Here is an 18,467-nt window from a genome sequence, read left to right as displayed (position 1 = left end):
GATATTTGTATTTTGAAGAAGATTCTTTTTATACCCTTACAAATCATTGAAGGATCATAGAATTTGGCACTATTTCAATTCATTTTAATATAATATTGTATGTTAAATTAATGACCATAAAAAAATGGCCACTTTTGGTAACAAAATTATCATTAATTCTCCTATCTCTTTCTTCCCAGTAATCTATTGATTTCTTCAATTGTAAAATAATCTCTTCCACCGATTTTAATGGGTTTAATAATATGGTCATTTTTCATCCTATAATAGGTTGATTTACTTATCTTTAGCAGTTTAATCAGATCATCAACATCAATAAGTGAGTTATCAGGAATTGGTTTAATGTTTTTGGTTTGGGAGTTAAAAAGTTGGGCACTTTTAAAAAATTCACTGTTTGTTCGGGAAATCTCGGTATGATCGACTAGCGTTTCATACATTTTTTCCAACAACCTTCTCACCCGCAGCAATTCATTGAATCTTGGTCTGGATGGATTTTCGTTCATATATTATGATTTGATTACTATCATGTACTAACCCCTCGCTACTCTATCCTAATGGGCCAAATTTAATTTTTAATTAAACACATTGCGTGGCTTTTACGTTAAGAAATTGAAATAAATGTATTAAGTACTTATTGCACGCAGCTATCATTGCAGCAATTACTTTATCTTTTCTGCATGCTGCTACCTAGTAGTATATTAATTTCCAACCATTTGGCCCATCGAGCCTAGGTATCAATCGATATTTTTGACTTCAATGTCCAAGCGATGCATGCGAGACTTACCAGAAAGAACCATTATTTCCCGCAGCTCTTAGATCAGGGAATGTTCCTTCAGATGCCCATGTCTATTATAGCGGTAAATAAAACAAAACGAATGCTGATTTTTGCTCATATCCATTGCACCAAAACGGCCCAAAGCTATGCTGACCAATTCTCCAATATTATTTAAATATCTTTTTTAAATTTTTTAAACAATTAACAAAACTCAGACTTTATTGCAGTATTTTCTTCTGATGGGCTATTTAGAAATGACCATTGATTTCAGAATATATACTTGATTGGTCCAGGGAATGATAAAAAGATGAATTCTTCAATTAACAAATGGAATTACGCTTGAAGCGTTGCAATTTTTCGTTAAAAAATGGTTTTTGATCAGCCATTTTATTTTGATTTTGTTTTACTCTCATTCGAGACACATTCGGAAAATTCGGAATGTGTCTCGAATAAGACTGGGAAGGGTTCAAGAAATTCTGATAGGAATTGAAATTTTTTATCGAAAGATTATTCTTCTAAGTTTTTGAGTTTTTCAAGTATTATTTCGGCCCTATTTTTCTTTCCGGACTCCGATTTTGAATCTAGATCTTCCTCCCGATATTGCCGGTACTGATACTTAAAATCTTTAAGGAATTCAATCTGTTCGACCTGTACTATTCTTTTGGGTGTTAGGGCGCCGAACCATTCCTTGTCATTTTCTACTGTCCAAGATACTTGATAAATGCTAGCTTTTTCAGGAAATTTATGACGATTGGAATTTTTTATTTCTTGCCAAGCTAAGTCATTGGCATAAATTACTGACATACAGCTGTCCTTTGGATTATTTGAAAGGGTTAAGGCATGCAAAAGCAAAGGGTTTTCGGGCAGTTTCTCAAGACTTATTATGGAAGCTTCCCGGTTCAGCAAATGATCTGCATGGTCCTTACAGCTAATTTGAAGGCCAGACAAGAAGGAAATCAAGATGTATAGGATATTTTTCATGGTAGGGTTTAATTAAGGTTCTTTAGCAGAAAGGGTTTTGTAAAGACATAATCGTTTTCTTTCAGTGGTTTATGGCAGTTTGTACATTCCGTCGTTAAAATTGCTTTTCCACCATAAGGTTTCAGGTCTTTCCCCCGCCATCTTGCCCAGCCCCAACCCAAGCTACTTTTGAATTTCTGGGCATCCTTGATCATAAATTCCACCTGAAAGAACTCCCCGGTTGATAGCGTTCCGTCCGCATTGCTCCTTGATTTCCATGCTGCTTTTGCAAAAATGGCTCCATCAGGCCAAGGTTTAACCCGATTCTCCTCAATGGCCTTTACGGCGATATCATTGGCATAGATGAGCCGCATCGTAGCATTATCAAAACGATCTGAAAAACTGATCAGCTTCCAATCTTTATATTCAGGGATATACTCGATCCCATTGGCATTCGCTGCAACGATTATCTTTTCCACCGCTTTTGGGGAATTGAGGTTTTCGTTGCTATCTAAAACCAGCTCGGGATCAAATGCTTTCCTAGGCGTACGCTCAGTCAAATACCTTTTTAGGACTGCGATATCATTCTCTGTGGGTTTGTTGTCCGCATGTATATAGCTATATGATTTCAGGGGCATTTCACCCTCCAATATTTTATTCAAGCTATAATATAGGAGATTGTTTCTGGCTGGGTTTTCTAAGGAATCCCACTTTGAGAAATCCAATGCTGCCCTACCCTTTGCGATATGGCCATTGACAAAATAATCTAAGGGTACGATTTTATCATACCAACTGAGATTGCTTTGGGAGGAATGACAATCGAAACAGGACTTTTCTAGAATAGCATTGATTTCCTCTGGAACTCCGGCCAGTGGTTTTGCTGGAACCGACTGTACCGAATCCGCTCTTACAAAGGGCAAAAATTGCAGAACAATGATTCCCGCAAATAAAACTAGGGGGACATAAAGTGATCTTTTCATCTTAACTGATTGATGGTTCATGGCTCAAAATTAGCTTGAAACCTGAAGCAATGCCGCTTCAAGGAGCTTGAAAGGGATAAAATGGAAGTTAAAAGTGAATATTTGGCCTTGAAGGGGATCCAGTTCCGTGAAGGAAAGTATTAAAATCAGGTTTAAGTCCAGGAATTTTTGATTCCCTTTGCAAAAGCTATACATTTGAATGTCTCAACAAATAAAATGAAAAGCTCCAAACATTACTTATGGACATTTATAGGCCTAACTTTGCTGGCTTTTCTGGCTTCTGCTGCCTCATTGAGCTATTACTACCAAGAAGCCAAGGCTTCCTTGCTGCAACAGAAAGAAAGTGCCGGTAAAAGAGAAATCAGGGAACTGGGCGTTTTGTTGGAACAACAGATCCATGCTGGGATTGCAAAGGAAACGGTGATTGCGAACCTTCAGAAAAGCATCCTGAACACGGATGTGCAGAGTGAATTTGTCTGCATGTATAATACCCAAGGCATTGAGCTATGCCACCCCGATCCATCCCTGATCGGACAAAAGATCGACGCCTCAAATTCTTCCATCAATATAGCCGGTCAACGGAATTCGTTTCGCCAGATCTTGAAGGAAGGAAAGGAACGCTCCGGCACCCGGGAATTTCCCTCGGAAAGCCAAAGAAGTTCCGAAATAGTCAGTGTCTACCCAGTTCAGGGAACAGATTGGATGCTGGCCAGCCATGCCAATATTGCTGCTGTGCAGGCTCAGTTAGAGGATCTATTCCTAAAATTTGTTGTGGGTGGAATTCTTTTTACCTTGTTCATTAGCCTCTCTTCCTTCCTATTGATCCGCTTGATCTATAGGTCTTACGAAAAGCAAAAAGAGGCTGAGATTGCAGAACTCAACATGCAAGTGAATACCCTACAGATCATGAACCAGCAACTCGAAACAGTAAAGAACAATATCGCTCAAGAATTCTCCGATAAAAAACCGACTCGAAAACGTATCCTCTCCTATATCAGGGATGAGGTTATTGCCTTGGATACCGAGGATATCGCCTATTTTGAATTGAACAACAATGCTATAATAGCAAGGACATTTGATCAAAACACCTATAGCGTCAATGGAAGTTTGGATGAGCTGGTCAATGAGCTGGACCAAGAGGTCTTCTATAGAGCCAACCGACAGTTTATCATTAATATTCGAGCGATCTCCAATATCTGGGTGTATGGAAGGAATCAACTGCGAATTGAAACCACCGCAAAAAGTGAAACCCCAATCCTTATTAGCAAGAACAAGGTCTCTGAATTTAAAAGGTGGTTAGATCGTTAGAGATTTGACTTAAGTTGCCATTCCATAGGATAAATATTGCTAAAAAATCCCAATATAATTGCAATTGCTCAATCGGATGAACCGAAGGAAATAAAAAATTCATGGCCAGAAAATAAATTTAATCTTTAAGGTTCCCTTTCTTTAGTTCTGCTTTCCGAAAATCTATATAAATATCGTTTATATCCCTGTTTTTTAATTGTTTAAACAAATATTTTAATAATACCCCTAAGTATTTTCTAAAACATTTAATAATGTGACCTGTTTTTTTTTAAGAGTATAAGAAACAGAGTTTTAAAATTTAAATGATTAAACGATGAGTATGTTAGAAGATTTGAAACTAAAGAAAGACCTGATTATTGCCAATTTCAAGGAAGCTGCCAATGATGGTTACGACCATTCGATCGAGTCCGCGGGAAAAAAAGGTCTTCGTTCAGGGCGTGTGTCTGAACTGACAGCTATTGCCGATTTAAAACCTGGTGGTGGAGAGCGATTAAAGAAAATCATGGAGATTGCCGATGGTAATCTTGGCGGAGCAACACGCGTAGGTACCCTTCATGATCTGCGGATTGTCCTGTTGGACAATGACAGCAAAATACTGTTCTGTACGGCCTATGATGGCGATTGGGATGCATATATCGATGATTTTGCGACCAAGATCCCGGAGTTGATGGATATCATCTTTGGAAATGTGGAAGGCTGGCCTGGCATCAAGGATCCTAGCGTCAAACAATTTATCATTGATCATCAGATTACCGCAACGGGTTGGTATGTTGGTGTGCCGCATCTCACGGTCAACGATATCCGAAGGCAGGACAAGATCGTATCTGGACTGAACAAGGTAATTGATGAAGCGAATAAAAGTTAGGTTATGGCATTTGAGATTTTAAAAAGGATTTTTAATCCGAACAAGGTGGAAATTGAATTGGAGGATATCCAATCCATGATCTTACGTAGCCGACCCATTCCCTATTATGGGACGATGGCAGCCATCCGTATCAAGACTCCCAAAGCGGGAAAGGAAATGATCAAGGCCGTCCTACCCTTGGTGCATTCTGCCCAAGATTGGGATAAAAACGAAGGGGCTACCGTATTTTTAACCTTTACCTATAAAGGATTGGAAGCATTGGGATTACCTAAGGACTCCCTGGATTCCTTTCCGGAATCCTTCAAGGAAGGCATGGCCGCTCGAGCTAAGTTTTTAAAGGATGTGGAAGTCAATGATCCCAAGCATTGGGAAAAAGCATTTAAGCAGGAGATCCATGTCGCTGCCGCCGTAATTGCCGATTCTGAGGACGCATGGCAAGAATTATTGCAACAGTTTAGGAAAGAGCTGGAGGAGAAATCCGGCATTGAGATCTTGTTTCAGCATGATTTTGGTGCAACGGAGGAGGTCAAGAATGTCTTTGGATTCAGAGATGGCATCAGCAATCCGGAAATTGAGGGCAGTGGCATTGAATTACCCGCCAGCTATGACCGTCCGATCAAGGCGGGGGAATTTATCTTAGGTTATCCGGGTGAAGCTGGGGTCATCGCCCCTTTTCCTCAACCGGAAGTTCTGGGAAAGAATGGTTCTTTTCTAGCAGTGCGTAAATACCAAAGCCAGGTGGCTGAATTCAATAAGTTTATCCTAGAGAATAGCAACAGTCCAGAGGAAGGCGAGCTACTGGCAGCAAAGACAGTAGGCCGTTGGCGAAGTGGCGCCCCCTTGGTCCTAAGCCCCGATGCAGATGATAAAGAACTGGGCGAGAATATGCACAAGAACAATGACTTTTCATTCAAGCAGGATGAATATGGCAAGAAATGCCCTTTCTCTTCGCATATCCGCAGGATGAACCCTCGGGATTCCAAGAACTTTGTGATGGAAGATGTTCGCTTGCACCGCATCATTCGAAAGAGCGTCACCTTTGGAGATATCGTCCCTCCTGAGGTTACCAAAAATGATGGCAAGGAACGTGGTCAGTATTTTCTCGCCATCAGTGCCAATGCAATGGGTACCATGGAATTCTTACAAGCCCAATGGGTAAACGATGGAAATTCCCAAAACCTGGGAACCGAGACCGACCCTTTGATATCTGTTCAAAAAGATGGACTGTTCACAGTCCCTGCTGACCCCATGGTCAAACGGTACCATAACCTCCAGACCTACAACATCGTAAAAGGTGGAGTGTATTGTTTTATCCCAAGCCTTTCTGCCTTGAAATGGATCAGTGAACTGGCATAAATAATCACATAATATTCAATAAAATGATAAACTATAGAACATGAACAAGGAGTATATAAAATATAGCCCTGATTTGGAGGAAATCCCAGAGAATTTCGAAGAATATATGGCTACCATCAATAAGGATATCCAAAACTACATCCAGGAAACCAAGCAACTGAGCAATATCAACCATTACACCCGAGATGCACATGCCAATGGCTATGCCGCGCTCAAGGCAGAGTTTGAAATCTTGGGAAATCTTCCGCCCGAGCTCGCGCAGGGCGTATATGCACAGCCCGGAAAGCACGAGGCTGTCATCCGATTTTCTAATGGTTCCTCTAGGGTCTTGCCCGATAAATTAAGTGGCAATGCCCAAGGTATGGCCATTAAGGTTTTTGATATACCGGGAAAAAAATTGGCACCTAACGAGGCTGACTCCCCTAATATGGATTACAACCTGATCAATAATCCGGTATTCTTCTGCAATACGGCTGAACATTATGTCTTTATCTCCAAGCTATTCCTCAAGCTGACCGATTTCTTTGAAAAGGGCGCCTTGGGTAAACTGGAATTTGCTGCATTATGGGCCACTGAAAATAAAAAGGCTTTTCCAAATTGGGAAGCGCTCAAGGAATTGAATGCCTTGAAAACTTTCGAAAAGATCCCTGCCATCAATAGCTTTCTATATGAATTCTATAGCATGGGCGCGGTAAGGCATGGAGATTACATGGCTAAGGTCAGGGTAAAACCTACCGAGGAGACCAAACAGCGGGTTCAACAGAAAGATGTGAATATAGAATCCGAAGATTGGCCCTATCGTTCTGCAATTATTAAGGAGATCGCTAAAAACGAAATGACCTTTGAACTGCAGGTGCAGCTCTGCAATGATCTGGACAAACTCCCGATCAATGACCTGACAGTCGAATGGGATCAAGAGCTATCGCCCTTTCAAACGGTAGCCAAGATTAGCATCTTTCAACAGGAACTTCCCGCAGATGGAAACTTTGAAATCATGGAAAATCTGTCCTTTACCCCATTCAGGACCATTGAGGAAAATAGCCCAATCGGCAATTTACAGCGGACCAGACAACAGGCCTATGTCACTTCATCAACAAGTCGTCATGCCCTCAATCATAAGAAAAAAGTAGAACCCAAAAACCTAAAAGAAGCTTTTGACCCAAGCTTTTATAATTTGTAGATTTTAAGATCGCGGTAAATAGATTTTATCGCGATTTTTTTTGGACGTGATTGTCGTCCTGATGAAGGAAGGGTTTCGGGATTTGATGGACATAATCGATTACGGATGGCATTGGCGTACAGGTCCTCAATCTTCTTTCCCTCCTACTGTCGTCCTGACGAAGGAAGGATCTCGGAATTTTACAGACATAATCGATTACGGATGGCATTGGCGTACAGGCCCTTTACCTTCGCCCCCCTGCTGTCGTCCTGACGAAGGAAGGATCTCGGAATTTAACAGACCTAATCGATTATGGATGTCATTGGCATACAGGCCCTTTACCTTCGTCCCCCAGCTGTCGGTCTGACGAAGGAAGGATCTCGGAATTTTACAGACCTAATCGATTACGGATGGCATTGGCGTACAGGTCCTCAATCTACTTTCTCCACTGCTGTCGTCCTGACGAAGGAAGGATCTCGGAATTTTACATACCTAATCGATTACGGATGGCATTGGCGTACAGGTCCTCAATCTTCTTTCTCCACTGCTGTCGTCCTGACGAAGGAAGGATCTCGGAATTTTACATACCTAATCGATTATGGATATCATTGGCGTACAGCCCCTTTACCTTCGTACCCCTGCTGTCGTCCTGACGAAGGAAGGATCTCGGAACAATGTATACATATCCATGTTGTATTGGCGTACAGGTCCTCAATCTTCGATTGAGGATGAAAAGGTCATGTGGGGGAAAACCGAACAGGTTCCTTACTGATCGTTCAGAATCGACATGCGCTAAAGAGGGATTCAGAGTGCAACGAAGAATCTATTGTTGTTTTTTTTTGGAAATGCAGTCATTTCGAAATCGTAAGATGAGAAAACCATTTCAAGTGAAGTATGGATAGTTCCGAGACCCTTCGGGGAAACCCTCAGGGTGACACAGAAAAGGTATTGAAAAATATTTCACCCACGCTGTGGGTTGGCCGAAGAACAAATCATATTTCTACAAAGATACTACCCCCGCTGGGGGTTTATCAAAACATATAAAAAAACATTATCCTTTCCGAAGGAAGCCCTTTAGCCCCCCGGCTCATTTCCAATGGCGGAAAAATGGAAAGAATGCCGTTGCCCTGTGCGATGGGATTGGCCTTGGAATGCTTTCTCTAGATCATCCTCCCAAAAGGGATGATCTTGAGAAAGATATTCCCGACATCAAGGCATTCTTTTCATGTGTAGTGGATGGTGCGAAAAGCCATCTTAAATGAGCCGAAGCCTTTTGGTTACTTTTGGGCTTCAAAAGTAACGAAGAATTAGTATCCATGAGCTCCTTCGTCGGTTTGGTTACTTTTGGGCTTCAAAAGTAACGAAGAATTAGTATCCATGAGCTCCTTCGTCGGTTTGGTTACTTTTGGGCTTCAAAAGTAACGAAGAGAATTATAAACATACCTTCATTTCAATTCCTATGGATTAACTTTGAAGTGTTTAATGATAAATGCTTTCAAAAAATTTAGATTATGATCAAGATATACCATAACAACATGTGCAGTAAAAGTAGGGCTACTTTAAGACTTTTACAGGAGGGACGGGAGGAAATCGAAGTTCAGGAATACCTGAAACAGGTACCATCTAAAGCTGAATTAAAGGAAATTTTAAAAATGCTTCAGATGAAGCCGTTGGATTTGATCCGTAAGAATGAGGTTATATTCAAGGAAAACTATAAAGATAAAAACCTATCCGATGAGGAATGGATAGATATTATGCTTGCAAACCCAGTCCTGATAGAAAGACCGATTGTAGTTAAGGATGGAAAGGCCGCAATCGGCAGGCCTATTGAAAAGATCATTGAGCTCTTGAAAACTTAAGTTCCAATAGGTTCATTTTTCCTTCCCCATAACCAATAAATAAGGATACCAAGTAAACTTCCAATTAAAATAATGAAAGTCCATATGTATTTTTGATTGACGTTAAGGGATTTATTGTAGATAATATGAAATAGGGTATAAAAAAATGGTAATACCCCTAATAACAAAAAAACAATCTCGATAGAGCCAATATTGATAAACAGTAAATTCATAATCAGGATTTTATTTAGTTAAAAAAAATAAAAATCTTTTTGATTCTTAAATGGTAAATAAATCCTTTCTCCGTGCAATAATTACCTAAAAACTGGTATTTATGGAAAGTAAGAATAGCCTTACTTTTGTATAGAACAACATCACATTAGCTCCTTTGCAACAATACATACAATTAGGATAGAATGAAAAATGCCCAACCGTATGGCTGGGCATTTTCCTTTATAGGAGTTTTGGATATTATTTATCCAAATCTCTTAACCATGTTTGAACTTCTTCACGAGTTTTACCCGTTTTTTTCTGAAGTTTACCATATAGTTCATCTTCTTTTCCTTCAACATACAATAAATCGTCATCCGTTAGATCTGCATATTGCTGTTTTACTTTTCCTTTTAAAATATTCCATCTTCCTTTTAAATCTAATGAATCCATTTGCTTTTTATTTTAAGTGAATTAATAAATATGTGTGTATTGTAGGAACAATGCTAAACCAAAATGGTTTTATTTTTTTTCAAATCATCCGTAAAATTGCAAAAACCAAATGATTGGTTCTTTGTTTTTATTACATGGAATTAAACAGAACATTTGCATATCATCATGAAGGCCGTGAGATTCAATTCAGCGTGACTTATGACCCGAAGACCCATTCATTCAATGTGGTTGAGGACGATAACATCAATTATATCCTGTCCTATAACCCTGCGACACGGGAATGGACCAGCACAGAAGATCCTGGACCTAGTATTTCAGTGGATAAATTGGCACAATTGGTCCAAAAAAGTTTCGGAGTCTTTGTATAACAAAAAGAAATTTTAATTAGTTTTTCCTCGAAATGCAGGCGTTTAGTCTGCATTTTTTATTTAGAAAAAACAGCCCCAAAATCAATTTGGAGCTGTCAATTATTTAGACATTTTACCTATTTCTGCCTTAAGGTAAGCTGTCCATACTCTTTCTTCATAATGCCTTTGCGAGCTTATTTATCGGTAGTATTCATTGGGTGAACAGTTGGGAAAGGAAATAGTTCTTTTTATTTGGATGGAGGGATGGGAAGGATTAGAGGATGCTTTGAACCAGGATGGGGGTTCGACTCCGCTCTCCCGACAGGATGAGAGGATGGACCAAGATCATGACATCCTGAAAGGATTTTTCAATGGGTCCCGAAACAACCATTATTTAGTTAAAATAGATTCTTCGTTTCACTCTGAATTCCTCTTTAGCGCATTTTTATTCTGAACGATCAGTGAGGAATCTGTACGGTTCTCCTCACAAACCGATTGTCATCCTTAACCGAAGGTTAAGGACCTGTACGCCAATATATTTATGGAATGTATAGTCCCGAGACCCATCGTTCCTACCGATGGCAAGTTTGATAGAACTGTGTTTCTAGGTATTTAGACCTATATTTATTTTCCAGAAGAATATTTTTTATCTGCCATACATCCCCAGCGGGGATGAATTATTTTAGCATGGATGGTAAACAATATAGGACTAATGCAAAAACGATGTTCGATTAATCGAACATCGTTTTTGCGCGACTTTCGGGCCAACGTGCTGTCCTCACCTTCCGATAAATTTAGTTCAAATTTTTACTTCTCAGGGTGACTCCGGAAAAGGAGAGCTTTTCCCGCAATATACTGCCCTAGAAGGGCAGAATTATTTTAGCAATAATGTAATCCCTTAATAAATTAACTGATCAGGTCTGTATAATTCCAAGATCCTTCAATCGTGAGGTCGACAGCATGAAAGGATTCCAGACGTACAAAAAACACCAATGCAAAAAGCGCGTCTATATTTTATTTAATTTTTATTAGATAATTTAAAGTAAAAACACTTTTGATTCGTCTTTGTCTTTATGGACGAGGCACAGCTAGAACGTATGTCGGAAAAAAACGCCAAAACTTTTTCGGAGGTTGTCAAGGAATATGGCGGCCAATTGCTGCGCTTTGTCAAGGCGCGGGTGAAAAAGACTGCCGATGCGGAAGACATCCTGCAGGAGGTTTGGTATCAATTCTCGAGGGTTACCAATATTGAAGATTTGGGTAATGCTGGGGCATGGTTATATTCCGTTACCCGAAATAAAATCACGGACAGTTATCGAAAAAAGAAAGATGAGTCGCTCGACGAGCTTACCGAAGCTACCGATGAGGACTCCTTCCCTATAGCGCATCTCTTGGTTGCTGATGAAACGGACAATCCCGAACTCAAGATGTTCAAGGATATCTTCTGGGACGAACTGATGAAGGCTCTGGATGAACTGCCCGAAAAACAGCGCAAAGTGTATATCCTGAATGAAATCGAAGAGATGACCCTACAGGAAATTGCAAATCTTGAAAATGAAAACCTCAAGACCATCATCAGCCGAAAAAGCTATGCTGTAAAGCACCTGCGATTAAGGCTGCGCGGTCTCTATAATGAATTAAAATCTTAAAAATATAATAACGATGAATAGCTCAATGAATACGAAAAGAAAAGGGAAAAAGATATTTATAGGTATAGCCATAGTTATCTTCTTCCTCCTGGTCATTGCATTGCTTCAATTCCTATGGAACAAGCTCATGCCCGAGATATTCGGTCTGAAAACCATTGATTACTGGCAGGCACTCGGATTGTTTATCCTTTCTAAGCTCCTATTTGGTCGAGGTTTTGGAAAGCCAGGGGTTGGATTTGGCAGTAAAATGAGACACAGGGAGTTAGATCGTTCCGACCTAAGTGAGGAGGAAAAGGAAAGGTTGCGGGAAGAATGGAAACGCCGCTTTGATTCTAAATGTGGATTTTAAGGTAGTCTAAAAGGAAATTGAAAATTTTTCAAAATAATTTAAGGTAAAAGGATGGGTTCCTGCGTCTACTACATCAAAGGCCTTTAAATAGAACAAAATAAGAAAAACATGAAAAATAAATTTCAATTAATAATCCCAAGATTACTTGTAGTAACAGCCATAGCAGGTATTGCAACACTGTTGATCGGAACAATCTTTAAAGTACTGTTGGTTACAACCATCTTGTTTTCCATCGGAATTTTGGTTTATACCAAAATCAACAGACGTAGAAAGCATACAGACTATCCTGCCTACAGGGCAGCATTTGAGGACCCGATAAACGGTCCTTACCTTACTGCAAATCCACAGGCTATAGTTCCTGTTCAATATGTGAACAGAGCGAGCAAACCCAGCATTGTCCCTATTTACTAATTAATAAAAAATGATAAAAATGTTCAGAAGAGAAACATATAACCAAGACGCAGAAGCTCAGCAAAATTTTTGCAGAAGCAATTTTAAGAGAAAATTTGACCGTTTTCAAAATCACTTTTTCAATGAAGGAAATCCCTTCAACAGAAGCCAAAAAGCAAACATCCCAGTGAATATTGCAGAAAATGAAGAATTATACCAGGTTCAGGTATATGCGGCAGGCAGGAAGAAGGAACAATTTCAGGTAAATATAACCGACCAGGTCCTGACAATCACCTGTAAAGCTGCAGAATTAGAGCCAGGATTAAAATATATCTACCAAGAACAGCAATTAGGTGAGTTTGAAAGAGCTTTCCAATTGCAGGATGAGATTTTGTTAGGGAATGTACATGCCAGTTTTGAGGACGGTATCTTAACGGTAATCCTTCAGAAAGATCCTTCCAAAATAAAACCGGCACAGGAAGTTCAGGTCTCCTAGTAGACTTGAGAAAACATAGAACCATAGAAAGAGCAACCTGATGAGGTTGCTCTTTCTATGTATAAAAAAATTAATCTTGTGAAATCGCTGAATAAAGGATTATGATCCAAAGAAGTATCGCTCCACATCTTTCCATCCATTCAATCTTTCAAATCCAGTTTCATGGATATTGTGATAGCAATTAAATATCAGGCCAGTCCCTGAAAAAGAACGTAAATTATAGATATGGTCATCGATCATATAATCTGCTTTGATGATGCCCTTATTGCCACAAAATACCACTTGATGCCAAGTAATAAATGGGAAATGCTCCTGTAACCAATCAAATTTTTCGACCAGGCTCCAAGGGAATTCCATAGCTGCAGAAACGATATAAACATCAAAATTATCATTCAGTCGTTTGACCACTTCTTGGGCATCAGGATTCAGGGGAAGGGTCCTAAAGAAATCAGGTTTTTCCAAATAGCGGTAGACTGCAGCAGGATCTTCAAAGCATTCAGCTTCTGGTTTTCCTTGGATCTCCGCTTCGCTGATCTGTACTCCTGTTTCCTGGAAATGATATGCTAAATAATGCGCCATGTTATTGGCCAAGACCCCATCCATATCGATGGCAATAGTTTTACGTGTTGACATATTGGAAGATATGAAATTATTTGCTAAAATCATCTTTCGATATTTTCGATCATTCTTTCTTTATCTGGAGCTGTGAGAATTACCTTATTAGTACAAAAGAACCTTAAATAATTACGGACATTAAAATTTGAGCTGCCTCCCCAATCATTAAAAACTTTACAGGCATCCTCGCCCCTATTTAGCATCAGGTAACAGATCCCTAAGGTTCGAAGGCAATCATTATAGTAAAAAAATTGTTTTCGATTGACAGGAACCTGTATCGCTTTCTCTAAATGAGGTAAGGCCTCTTCATATTTTCCTTCTTGGTATAAGTCATCCCCTTGTTGGAACGATGAAATTGCATCCTTGATCTCCTGACCGACATCCTTTTTATCGAAAGTCGAATAATGGATCCTCTGAACGACCAGAACATTCTCCTTTAGATTGTTAAAGAAAAAACTACTGATCTTATTGAGTGCTTTCCTGAGATCGGTTTCCAATTTTAAGTCAAGTGGATTTAGAAAAACGACATCCCTGATTACATTATTCGTATCCAGAACAAATTCAACTTCACAAAAGAATTCGGATCTGGACTTCTTTTTTAGTTCCGAGGAATAAAATTCCATACTGTTTGCAAAATCCATATTGCTGGTAAACCTCACCTTGTTAAAGGTATCTTCAATCAGTAATCTCTCACCGTTTCTTTCTGCATATTTTGCCTGAAATTCAGGATATGTTTTTATGAATATGGAGTCTTTTAAAAAATAGAAGACATGATCAGGATCGCCACGTTCTTGGACCACAAGGTAATCTGAATCAAAGGAATAAAATAGAGATCGGTGAACCATATCAATATTTCTGAGATCATCATACCTGGCCTTAAATGCTTGATCGTTGATTTTTAGCTGATCTTTTGATATTTCATAAATCGTTTCACTAGAAAACATGGGCGAATGTATATCGGAAATCATCTTATTGGCATCTGTGACAAAGTCAAGGACCCAACGCCCGATCAGTCGATTCTCTTGGGCACTTAGCGGATGGAAAAACAAGCAAAATAGAAAGAATAGCAGAAAGGACCTGTTAGGGAACAAGTTTGGACAGCCAGCAAAAAATTTGCAGTTCATAATAATTGATTAAGAGTAGTTGAAAGTAAAGATAATTCCCAAGAATTCGAAATGGCTCAACCTCTAAACTGAACTGCCTTTAACAAGCATCTATTTATTAATATAAACTTAATGAAGTTAAGTATATGTGATAACATTTTCTTAATATTTCAACCATAATTTTATGTTTTAAATATCAAAGCAAATTAACCTCATGAAACGTATCCTAAAACTCTATCATGAAAACAGGTATTTTTATAATTGTTTTTTAAGCTGGTACTTTTTTTTGAGTTGCATTGTATTTTCAATTCCGAAACAAGAGTCTTTTGAATTTATCAATTCCCAACATTCTTTATTCTTTGATTATTTTTTCACAGTCATCACACAGTTTGGCGATGGAATCTTTGTGATTGCCCTAGCCTTACTTTGTTTTTTTGTATGGTCCAGAAGGCTAGGCGTAGCAATTGCAGCAACCTATATAGGCTCAGGATTGATCTGTTCACTCTTAAAAAGAACCTTCCAAACCCATAGACCGGGATTCAATCTTCATGATGACCCCTCCTTTCATTCCTTGGCCTGGATGCCCATGTCCTACCACAATGCTTTTCCTTCTGGCCATACCACCTCGGCATTTGCCTTGGCCACCTGTATTGCTCTATATACAAAAAACAGAAATTTAGCCATTATTGCATTTCTGCTAGCTTGCTTGACGGGTTATTCACGGGTTTACCTCGGTCAGCACTATCTTGATGACGTATGGTTTGGTTCCTTATTGGGAATCAGCTTCTCCTGTTTATATGGTTTATTGGTTTCCTATTATGCTGAAAACCGCTTCAGTCTTTCCATACCAAATAACTTTAAAATATAATCTATGCTAAAGATTGCGCTGAGTGCTGCCAAATTTGCGGCAGTAGGACTTTTGGGAATGGCCATCGATTTCTTTTTCACCTGGCTCTGCAAGGAAAAACTAAAGATAAATAAGTTCATCGCCAATGCCATTGGTTTTTCAATAGCCGTAGTCAATAATTATATCTTGAACAGGATATGGACCTTTTCCAGCAAAAACCCGCAGGTTTTTGAACAATTCCTTTATTTCCTAGGGATCAGCAGCATTGGATTGGCACTCAACAGTACATTTCTTTATCTCTTTCATCAAAAGTTAAGGTTAAACTTCTACTTCAGTAAGCTCATCGCTATTGGGATAGTTTTCATCTGGAATTTTTCTGCCAACCTACTCTTTACGTTCAACAATGGAAAATGAATACAGGATTAAACTGAGGTGGCTAATCGTTGTTAGCAGCATCATGCGATGCCTCTTCGCCCTTTTTATCGAACTGGGCAATGACGAAGTCTACTACTACAGTTATGCGGAACATCTAGATTGGAACCACTTTGACCATCCCCCAATGGTCGGTATTTTGATCCGTTTTTTTACGCTTAACCTTCATTGGGTCAATGATTTTTCCATGCGATTTGGAGCAATTATCATGGCGGCATTCAACACTTGGTTGATCGCAGCAATAGCAAGGCATCTGATGAGTGAAAGAGCGGGATTGATTGTGGCCGTCCTGTACACGGCATCCATTTATTCCAGTATCATTTCCGGCCTGTTTATCCTACCAGACTCCATAGCAAATACTTTTTGGATCGCGGCCATATATAGTATAGTATTGATTCTGACCACAACAGACCCACAAAAGCAAAGCAATCAATTTTTGCTACTGGGTCTATGGATAGGATTAGCCTGCATGAGTAAGGTGCATTCCATTTTTTTAGCTGTAGGTTTTATCTCCTATATCCTCCTTTTTCACAGACCATTTCTCAAAAATAGATCGTTCTATCTAGGGATGGTTCTCTTTATGATCTGTGTACTTCCCATTTGGCTTTGGAATGAAGAATATGATTTTATCACCTGGAAGTTCCATAGTCAGCGCGTTAGTATATTAGATTCAGGAATCCGATGGGATTATTTTGCCCAGGCATTTTTTGGACAGATCTTCTATAATAATCCCCTATTGATCTATATGTATGTATTTGTCCTTTTTTCCTTAATCAAGGATAAGTTTAAGATAAGAGGGCTTTCAAAAGATATGGTTTACCTCTTGTTGCTGACCTCCCTACCGATAATCGTCGCAACTACCGCAATTTCCCTGTTCAGACAAGCCCTGCCACATTGGAGTGGTCCAGGTTTCTTTGGGATTATGCTAATAAGCAGCATGTGGATAGACCAACAGATCAAACTTAACAGGATTCCGAAAATCAGGAAATTATTAAATTTTCAGCTTAGTTTTACCCTTATAATCATGGCCCTAGGGGTTCTCCTGATCAATTTCTATCCCGGCAACCTTTTTTCAAATTCGACAAGGGATCAATTGGGCAAGGGAGATATTACACTTGACATGATGGGCTGGAAGGATTTAAAGGGCCAATTTGAAGCTTTAAGGGCAGTAGATATCAGCAAAGGTGAAATGTCCATCCATGATGCATTATTGGTAGATAAATGGTTCCCTGCTGGCCACTTATACTTTTATTTGGCAAGGCCTATGGAAATGCGCATGATAGCTGAAGGAAAACTGACAGATATCCATAAATATGCCTGGATAAACCTGACCGTTCCACCCATTCAAAAGGGTGAAAATGCCTACTTTATTGTTCCCTCCAATAATTTTATTTCCGTTGAAAATCAATATTCCGATCTATTCAAAGAAATAAAATTGAGAAAGGTTTTAGTTCAGGAACGAAGCCATCAGGTGCTGAGGTATTGGTATATATACCAACTCATATCAGCCAAAGAAACCATCGGAAACCGACATCCCTTGTCCTACAGGGAATAAAAAAGGTTGCCATAAATGACAACCTTGGGTTTAAAATATAAAGATATAATTGTTTAAAAGATATACTTCCAAGAATTGATCAGGGTCATCGGGATATAGATGATGGTCAATAATAATGCGGTAACAAGATCTGGCTGTTCCAGCTTTTTGAATCGTGCATAGGAGAACAGGGTTATACAGATCAACAGGAAAGCTATTCCGATAATAAAGGACCAAGTATTTCCAGCTAGGTTATTGAGCAGGATGCCCCCTTTCAAAAGAACCAATACTAGAATTTCTCCCAATAAGATTTTCTTCCAATTCATGATTTAAATAAATCTAGTTGAACAATGTTTATTAATTAGTTTGAGCAAGAATGGCTTTTTTGGACATTCACGCATACTTAGATGTCCTTTCACAAAAGACCAATAACCACAATGAATGCAAAAATATTTCATAATAATCAATAATTAATAAACGATATCCGGTAATTGTGGGTTTATGAATATATTGTTTAAATCAATAAAAATTTTACGGTTTTCCGTAAAAAGCAATATTATTATACAGAAACAATATTTCAAGGACTAGTTCACCACAATAAAAGGCCATTTAACTTTAAATGGCGATTTTAAAACAATCCTGTAGTACAGTTTTTAAAAAAAATAGACAGGAAAAATGGTTTTTTTGGGCATTTGCGTTCTTTAAGGTGCTTTTTACTTAAAGCCCTAAACCCGCAATAGAAGCATTTGTTTAGCATGACACTAATTAATTGTTAATAATTTGACGATTTGGTTAAGGCAAATA

General features: G+C 39.0%; 22 protein-coding genes. 14 read left to right on the top strand and 8 right to left on the bottom strand.

Going from position 1 to position 18,467, the window contains the following annotated elements; all coding sequences use genetic code 11:
* Window positions 1-161 precede the first annotated feature (161 nt).
* From RT138_RS00995 to RT138_RS00985, 3 genes are all read right to left on the bottom strand, one after another.
* Complete coding sequence (locus RT138_RS00995) at window positions 162-500, bottom strand: helix-turn-helix domain-containing protein (protein ID WP_313189122.1); 339 nt, start codon at window positions 498-500, stop codon at window positions 162-164.
* 779 nt (window positions 501-1,279) lie between these two features.
* Window positions 1,280-1,753, bottom strand: coding sequence for a hypothetical protein (locus tag RT138_RS00990; RefSeq protein WP_313189121.1), 474 nt, complete (start codon window positions 1,751-1,753; stop codon window positions 1,280-1,282).
* Window positions 1,754-1,761: 8 nt separating this feature from the next.
* Complete coding sequence (locus RT138_RS00985; protein ID WP_313189120.1) at window positions 1,762-2,733, bottom strand: cytochrome P460 family protein; 972 nt, start codon at window positions 2,731-2,733, stop codon at window positions 1,762-1,764.
* Between the two features lie 195 nt (window positions 2,734-2,928).
* Here RT138_RS00985 and RT138_RS00980 point away from each other — a divergent pair, with 195 nt between their 5' ends.
* From RT138_RS00980 to arsC, 6 genes are all read left to right on the top strand, one after another.
* Window positions 2,929-4,020 (top strand): LytTR family transcriptional regulator, encoded by a 1,092-nt coding sequence (locus RT138_RS00980; protein WP_313189119.1) that lies wholly within the window; start codon window positions 2,929-2,931, stop codon window positions 4,018-4,020.
* A gap of 313 nt (window positions 4,021-4,333) precedes the next feature.
* Entirely contained in the window at window positions 4,334-4,885 is a 552-nt protein-coding gene (locus tag RT138_RS00975; RefSeq protein ID WP_093097237.1) for a hypothetical protein, read from the top strand.
* A gap of 3 nt (window positions 4,886-4,888) precedes the next feature.
* Window positions 4,889-6,241 carry a Dyp-type peroxidase gene (locus RT138_RS00970; RefSeq protein ID WP_313189118.1) on the top strand — a complete coding sequence of 451 codons (1,353 nt, stop codon included), beginning with the start codon at window positions 4,889-4,891 and terminating at the stop codon, window positions 6,239-6,241.
* 40 nt (window positions 6,242-6,281) lie between these two features.
* Window positions 6,282-7,421, top strand: a complete 1,140-nt coding sequence (locus tag RT138_RS00965; RefSeq protein ID WP_313189117.1) for a catalase family protein — start codon at window positions 6,282-6,284, stop codon at window positions 7,419-7,421.
* A 577-nt stretch (window positions 7,422-7,998) separates the two neighbouring features.
* Window positions 7,999-8,172: a hypothetical protein gene (locus RT138_RS00960; RefSeq protein ID WP_313189116.1), complete on the top strand. Its 174-nt coding sequence runs from the start codon at window positions 7,999-8,001 to the stop codon at window positions 8,170-8,172.
* Window positions 8,173-8,911: 739 nt separating this feature from the next.
* A complete protein-coding gene (gene arsC, locus RT138_RS00955) occupies window positions 8,912-9,259 on the top strand; it encodes an arsenate reductase (glutaredoxin) (RefSeq protein ID WP_313189115.1) in 348 nt (115 codons plus the stop codon).
* On the opposite strand, the gene RT138_RS18840 is transcribed toward arsC, so the two are convergent.
* Window positions 9,256-9,471 carry a PLDc N-terminal domain-containing protein gene (locus RT138_RS18840; protein ID WP_409529442.1) on the bottom strand — a complete coding sequence of 72 codons (216 nt, stop codon included), beginning with the start codon at window positions 9,469-9,471 and terminating at the stop codon, window positions 9,256-9,258. The two genes, arsC and RT138_RS18840, sit on opposite strands and share 4 nt — an antisense overlap.
* Before the next feature lie 238 nt (window positions 9,472-9,709).
* Window positions 9,710-9,901: a CsbD family protein gene (locus RT138_RS00950; protein WP_093097249.1), complete on the bottom strand. Its 192-nt coding sequence runs from the start codon at window positions 9,899-9,901 to the stop codon at window positions 9,710-9,712.
* A 134-nt stretch (window positions 9,902-10,035) separates the two neighbouring features.
* Between RT138_RS00950 and RT138_RS00945 the strand changes: the two genes are divergently transcribed.
* The 5 genes from RT138_RS00945 to RT138_RS00925 all read left to right on the top strand — a co-directional run bounded on the left by RT138_RS00945 (window position 10,036) and on the right by RT138_RS00925 (window position 13,132).
* Window positions 10,036-10,269, top strand: coding sequence for a hypothetical protein (locus RT138_RS00945; RefSeq protein WP_313189114.1), 234 nt, complete (start codon window positions 10,036-10,038; stop codon window positions 10,267-10,269).
* A 1,076-nt stretch (window positions 10,270-11,345) separates the two neighbouring features.
* Window positions 11,346-11,897: an RNA polymerase sigma factor gene (locus RT138_RS00940; RefSeq protein ID WP_313189113.1), complete on the top strand. Its 552-nt coding sequence runs from the start codon at window positions 11,346-11,348 to the stop codon at window positions 11,895-11,897.
* A gap of 25 nt (window positions 11,898-11,922) precedes the next feature.
* The gene (locus RT138_RS00935; protein WP_313189112.1) at window positions 11,923-12,246 is read left to right on the top strand and encodes a hypothetical protein; all 324 of its coding nucleotides are present in this window, start codon (window positions 11,923-11,925) and stop codon (window positions 12,244-12,246) included.
* Window positions 12,247-12,354: 108 nt separating this feature from the next.
* Window positions 12,355-12,657 (top strand): hypothetical protein, encoded by a 303-nt coding sequence (locus RT138_RS00930; protein ID WP_313189111.1) that lies wholly within the window; start codon window positions 12,355-12,357, stop codon window positions 12,655-12,657.
* Window positions 12,658-12,676: 19 nt separating this feature from the next.
* A complete protein-coding gene (locus tag RT138_RS00925; protein WP_185216733.1) occupies window positions 12,677-13,132 on the top strand; it encodes an Hsp20/alpha crystallin family protein in 456 nt (151 codons plus the stop codon).
* Window positions 13,133-13,231: 99 nt separating this feature from the next.
* Here RT138_RS00925 and RT138_RS00920 read toward each other — a convergent pair whose 3' ends face one another.
* Window positions 13,232-13,765: a 5' nucleotidase, NT5C type gene (locus RT138_RS00920; RefSeq protein ID WP_313189110.1), complete on the bottom strand. Its 534-nt coding sequence runs from the start codon at window positions 13,763-13,765 to the stop codon at window positions 13,232-13,234.
* A 29-nt stretch (window positions 13,766-13,794) separates the two neighbouring features.
* Complete coding sequence (locus RT138_RS00915; RefSeq protein WP_313189109.1) at window positions 13,795-14,871, bottom strand: tetratricopeptide repeat protein; 1,077 nt, start codon at window positions 14,869-14,871, stop codon at window positions 13,795-13,797.
* 265 nt (window positions 14,872-15,136) lie between these two features.
* Here RT138_RS00915 and RT138_RS00910 point away from each other — a divergent pair, with 265 nt between their 5' ends.
* From RT138_RS00910 to RT138_RS00900, 3 genes are read left to right on the top strand one after another with little or no spacing between them, the layout of a single operon-like run.
* Entirely contained in the window at window positions 15,137-15,718 is a 582-nt protein-coding gene (locus tag RT138_RS00910; RefSeq protein WP_313189108.1) for a phosphatase PAP2 family protein, read from the top strand.
* 3 nt (window positions 15,719-15,721) lie between these two features.
* Window positions 15,722-16,111, top strand: coding sequence for a GtrA family protein (locus tag RT138_RS00905; protein ID WP_313189107.1), 390 nt, complete (start codon window positions 15,722-15,724; stop codon window positions 16,109-16,111).
* Window positions 16,101-17,684 carry a glycosyltransferase family 39 protein gene (locus RT138_RS00900; RefSeq protein WP_313189106.1) on the top strand — a complete coding sequence of 528 codons (1,584 nt, stop codon included), beginning with the start codon at window positions 16,101-16,103 and terminating at the stop codon, window positions 17,682-17,684. Before RT138_RS00905 ends, RT138_RS00900 begins: the two co-directional genes overlap by 11 nt.
* A 53-nt stretch (window positions 17,685-17,737) precedes the next feature.
* Here the strand turns inward: RT138_RS00900 and RT138_RS00895 are convergent, their stop codons facing one another.
* Window positions 17,738-17,989: a hypothetical protein gene (locus RT138_RS00895; RefSeq protein ID WP_313189105.1), complete on the bottom strand. Its 252-nt coding sequence runs from the start codon at window positions 17,987-17,989 to the stop codon at window positions 17,738-17,740.
* Window positions 17,990-18,467: the final 478 nt, after the last annotated feature.

It is taken from the genome of Sphingobacterium sp., assembly GCF_032065005.1.
Lineage (GTDB): Bacteria > Bacteroidota > Bacteroidia > Sphingobacteriales > Sphingobacteriaceae > Sphingobacterium.
The sequence above is the reverse complement of the archived record's forward strand: the minus strand, read 5'-3'. Positions and strand labels throughout refer to the sequence as shown.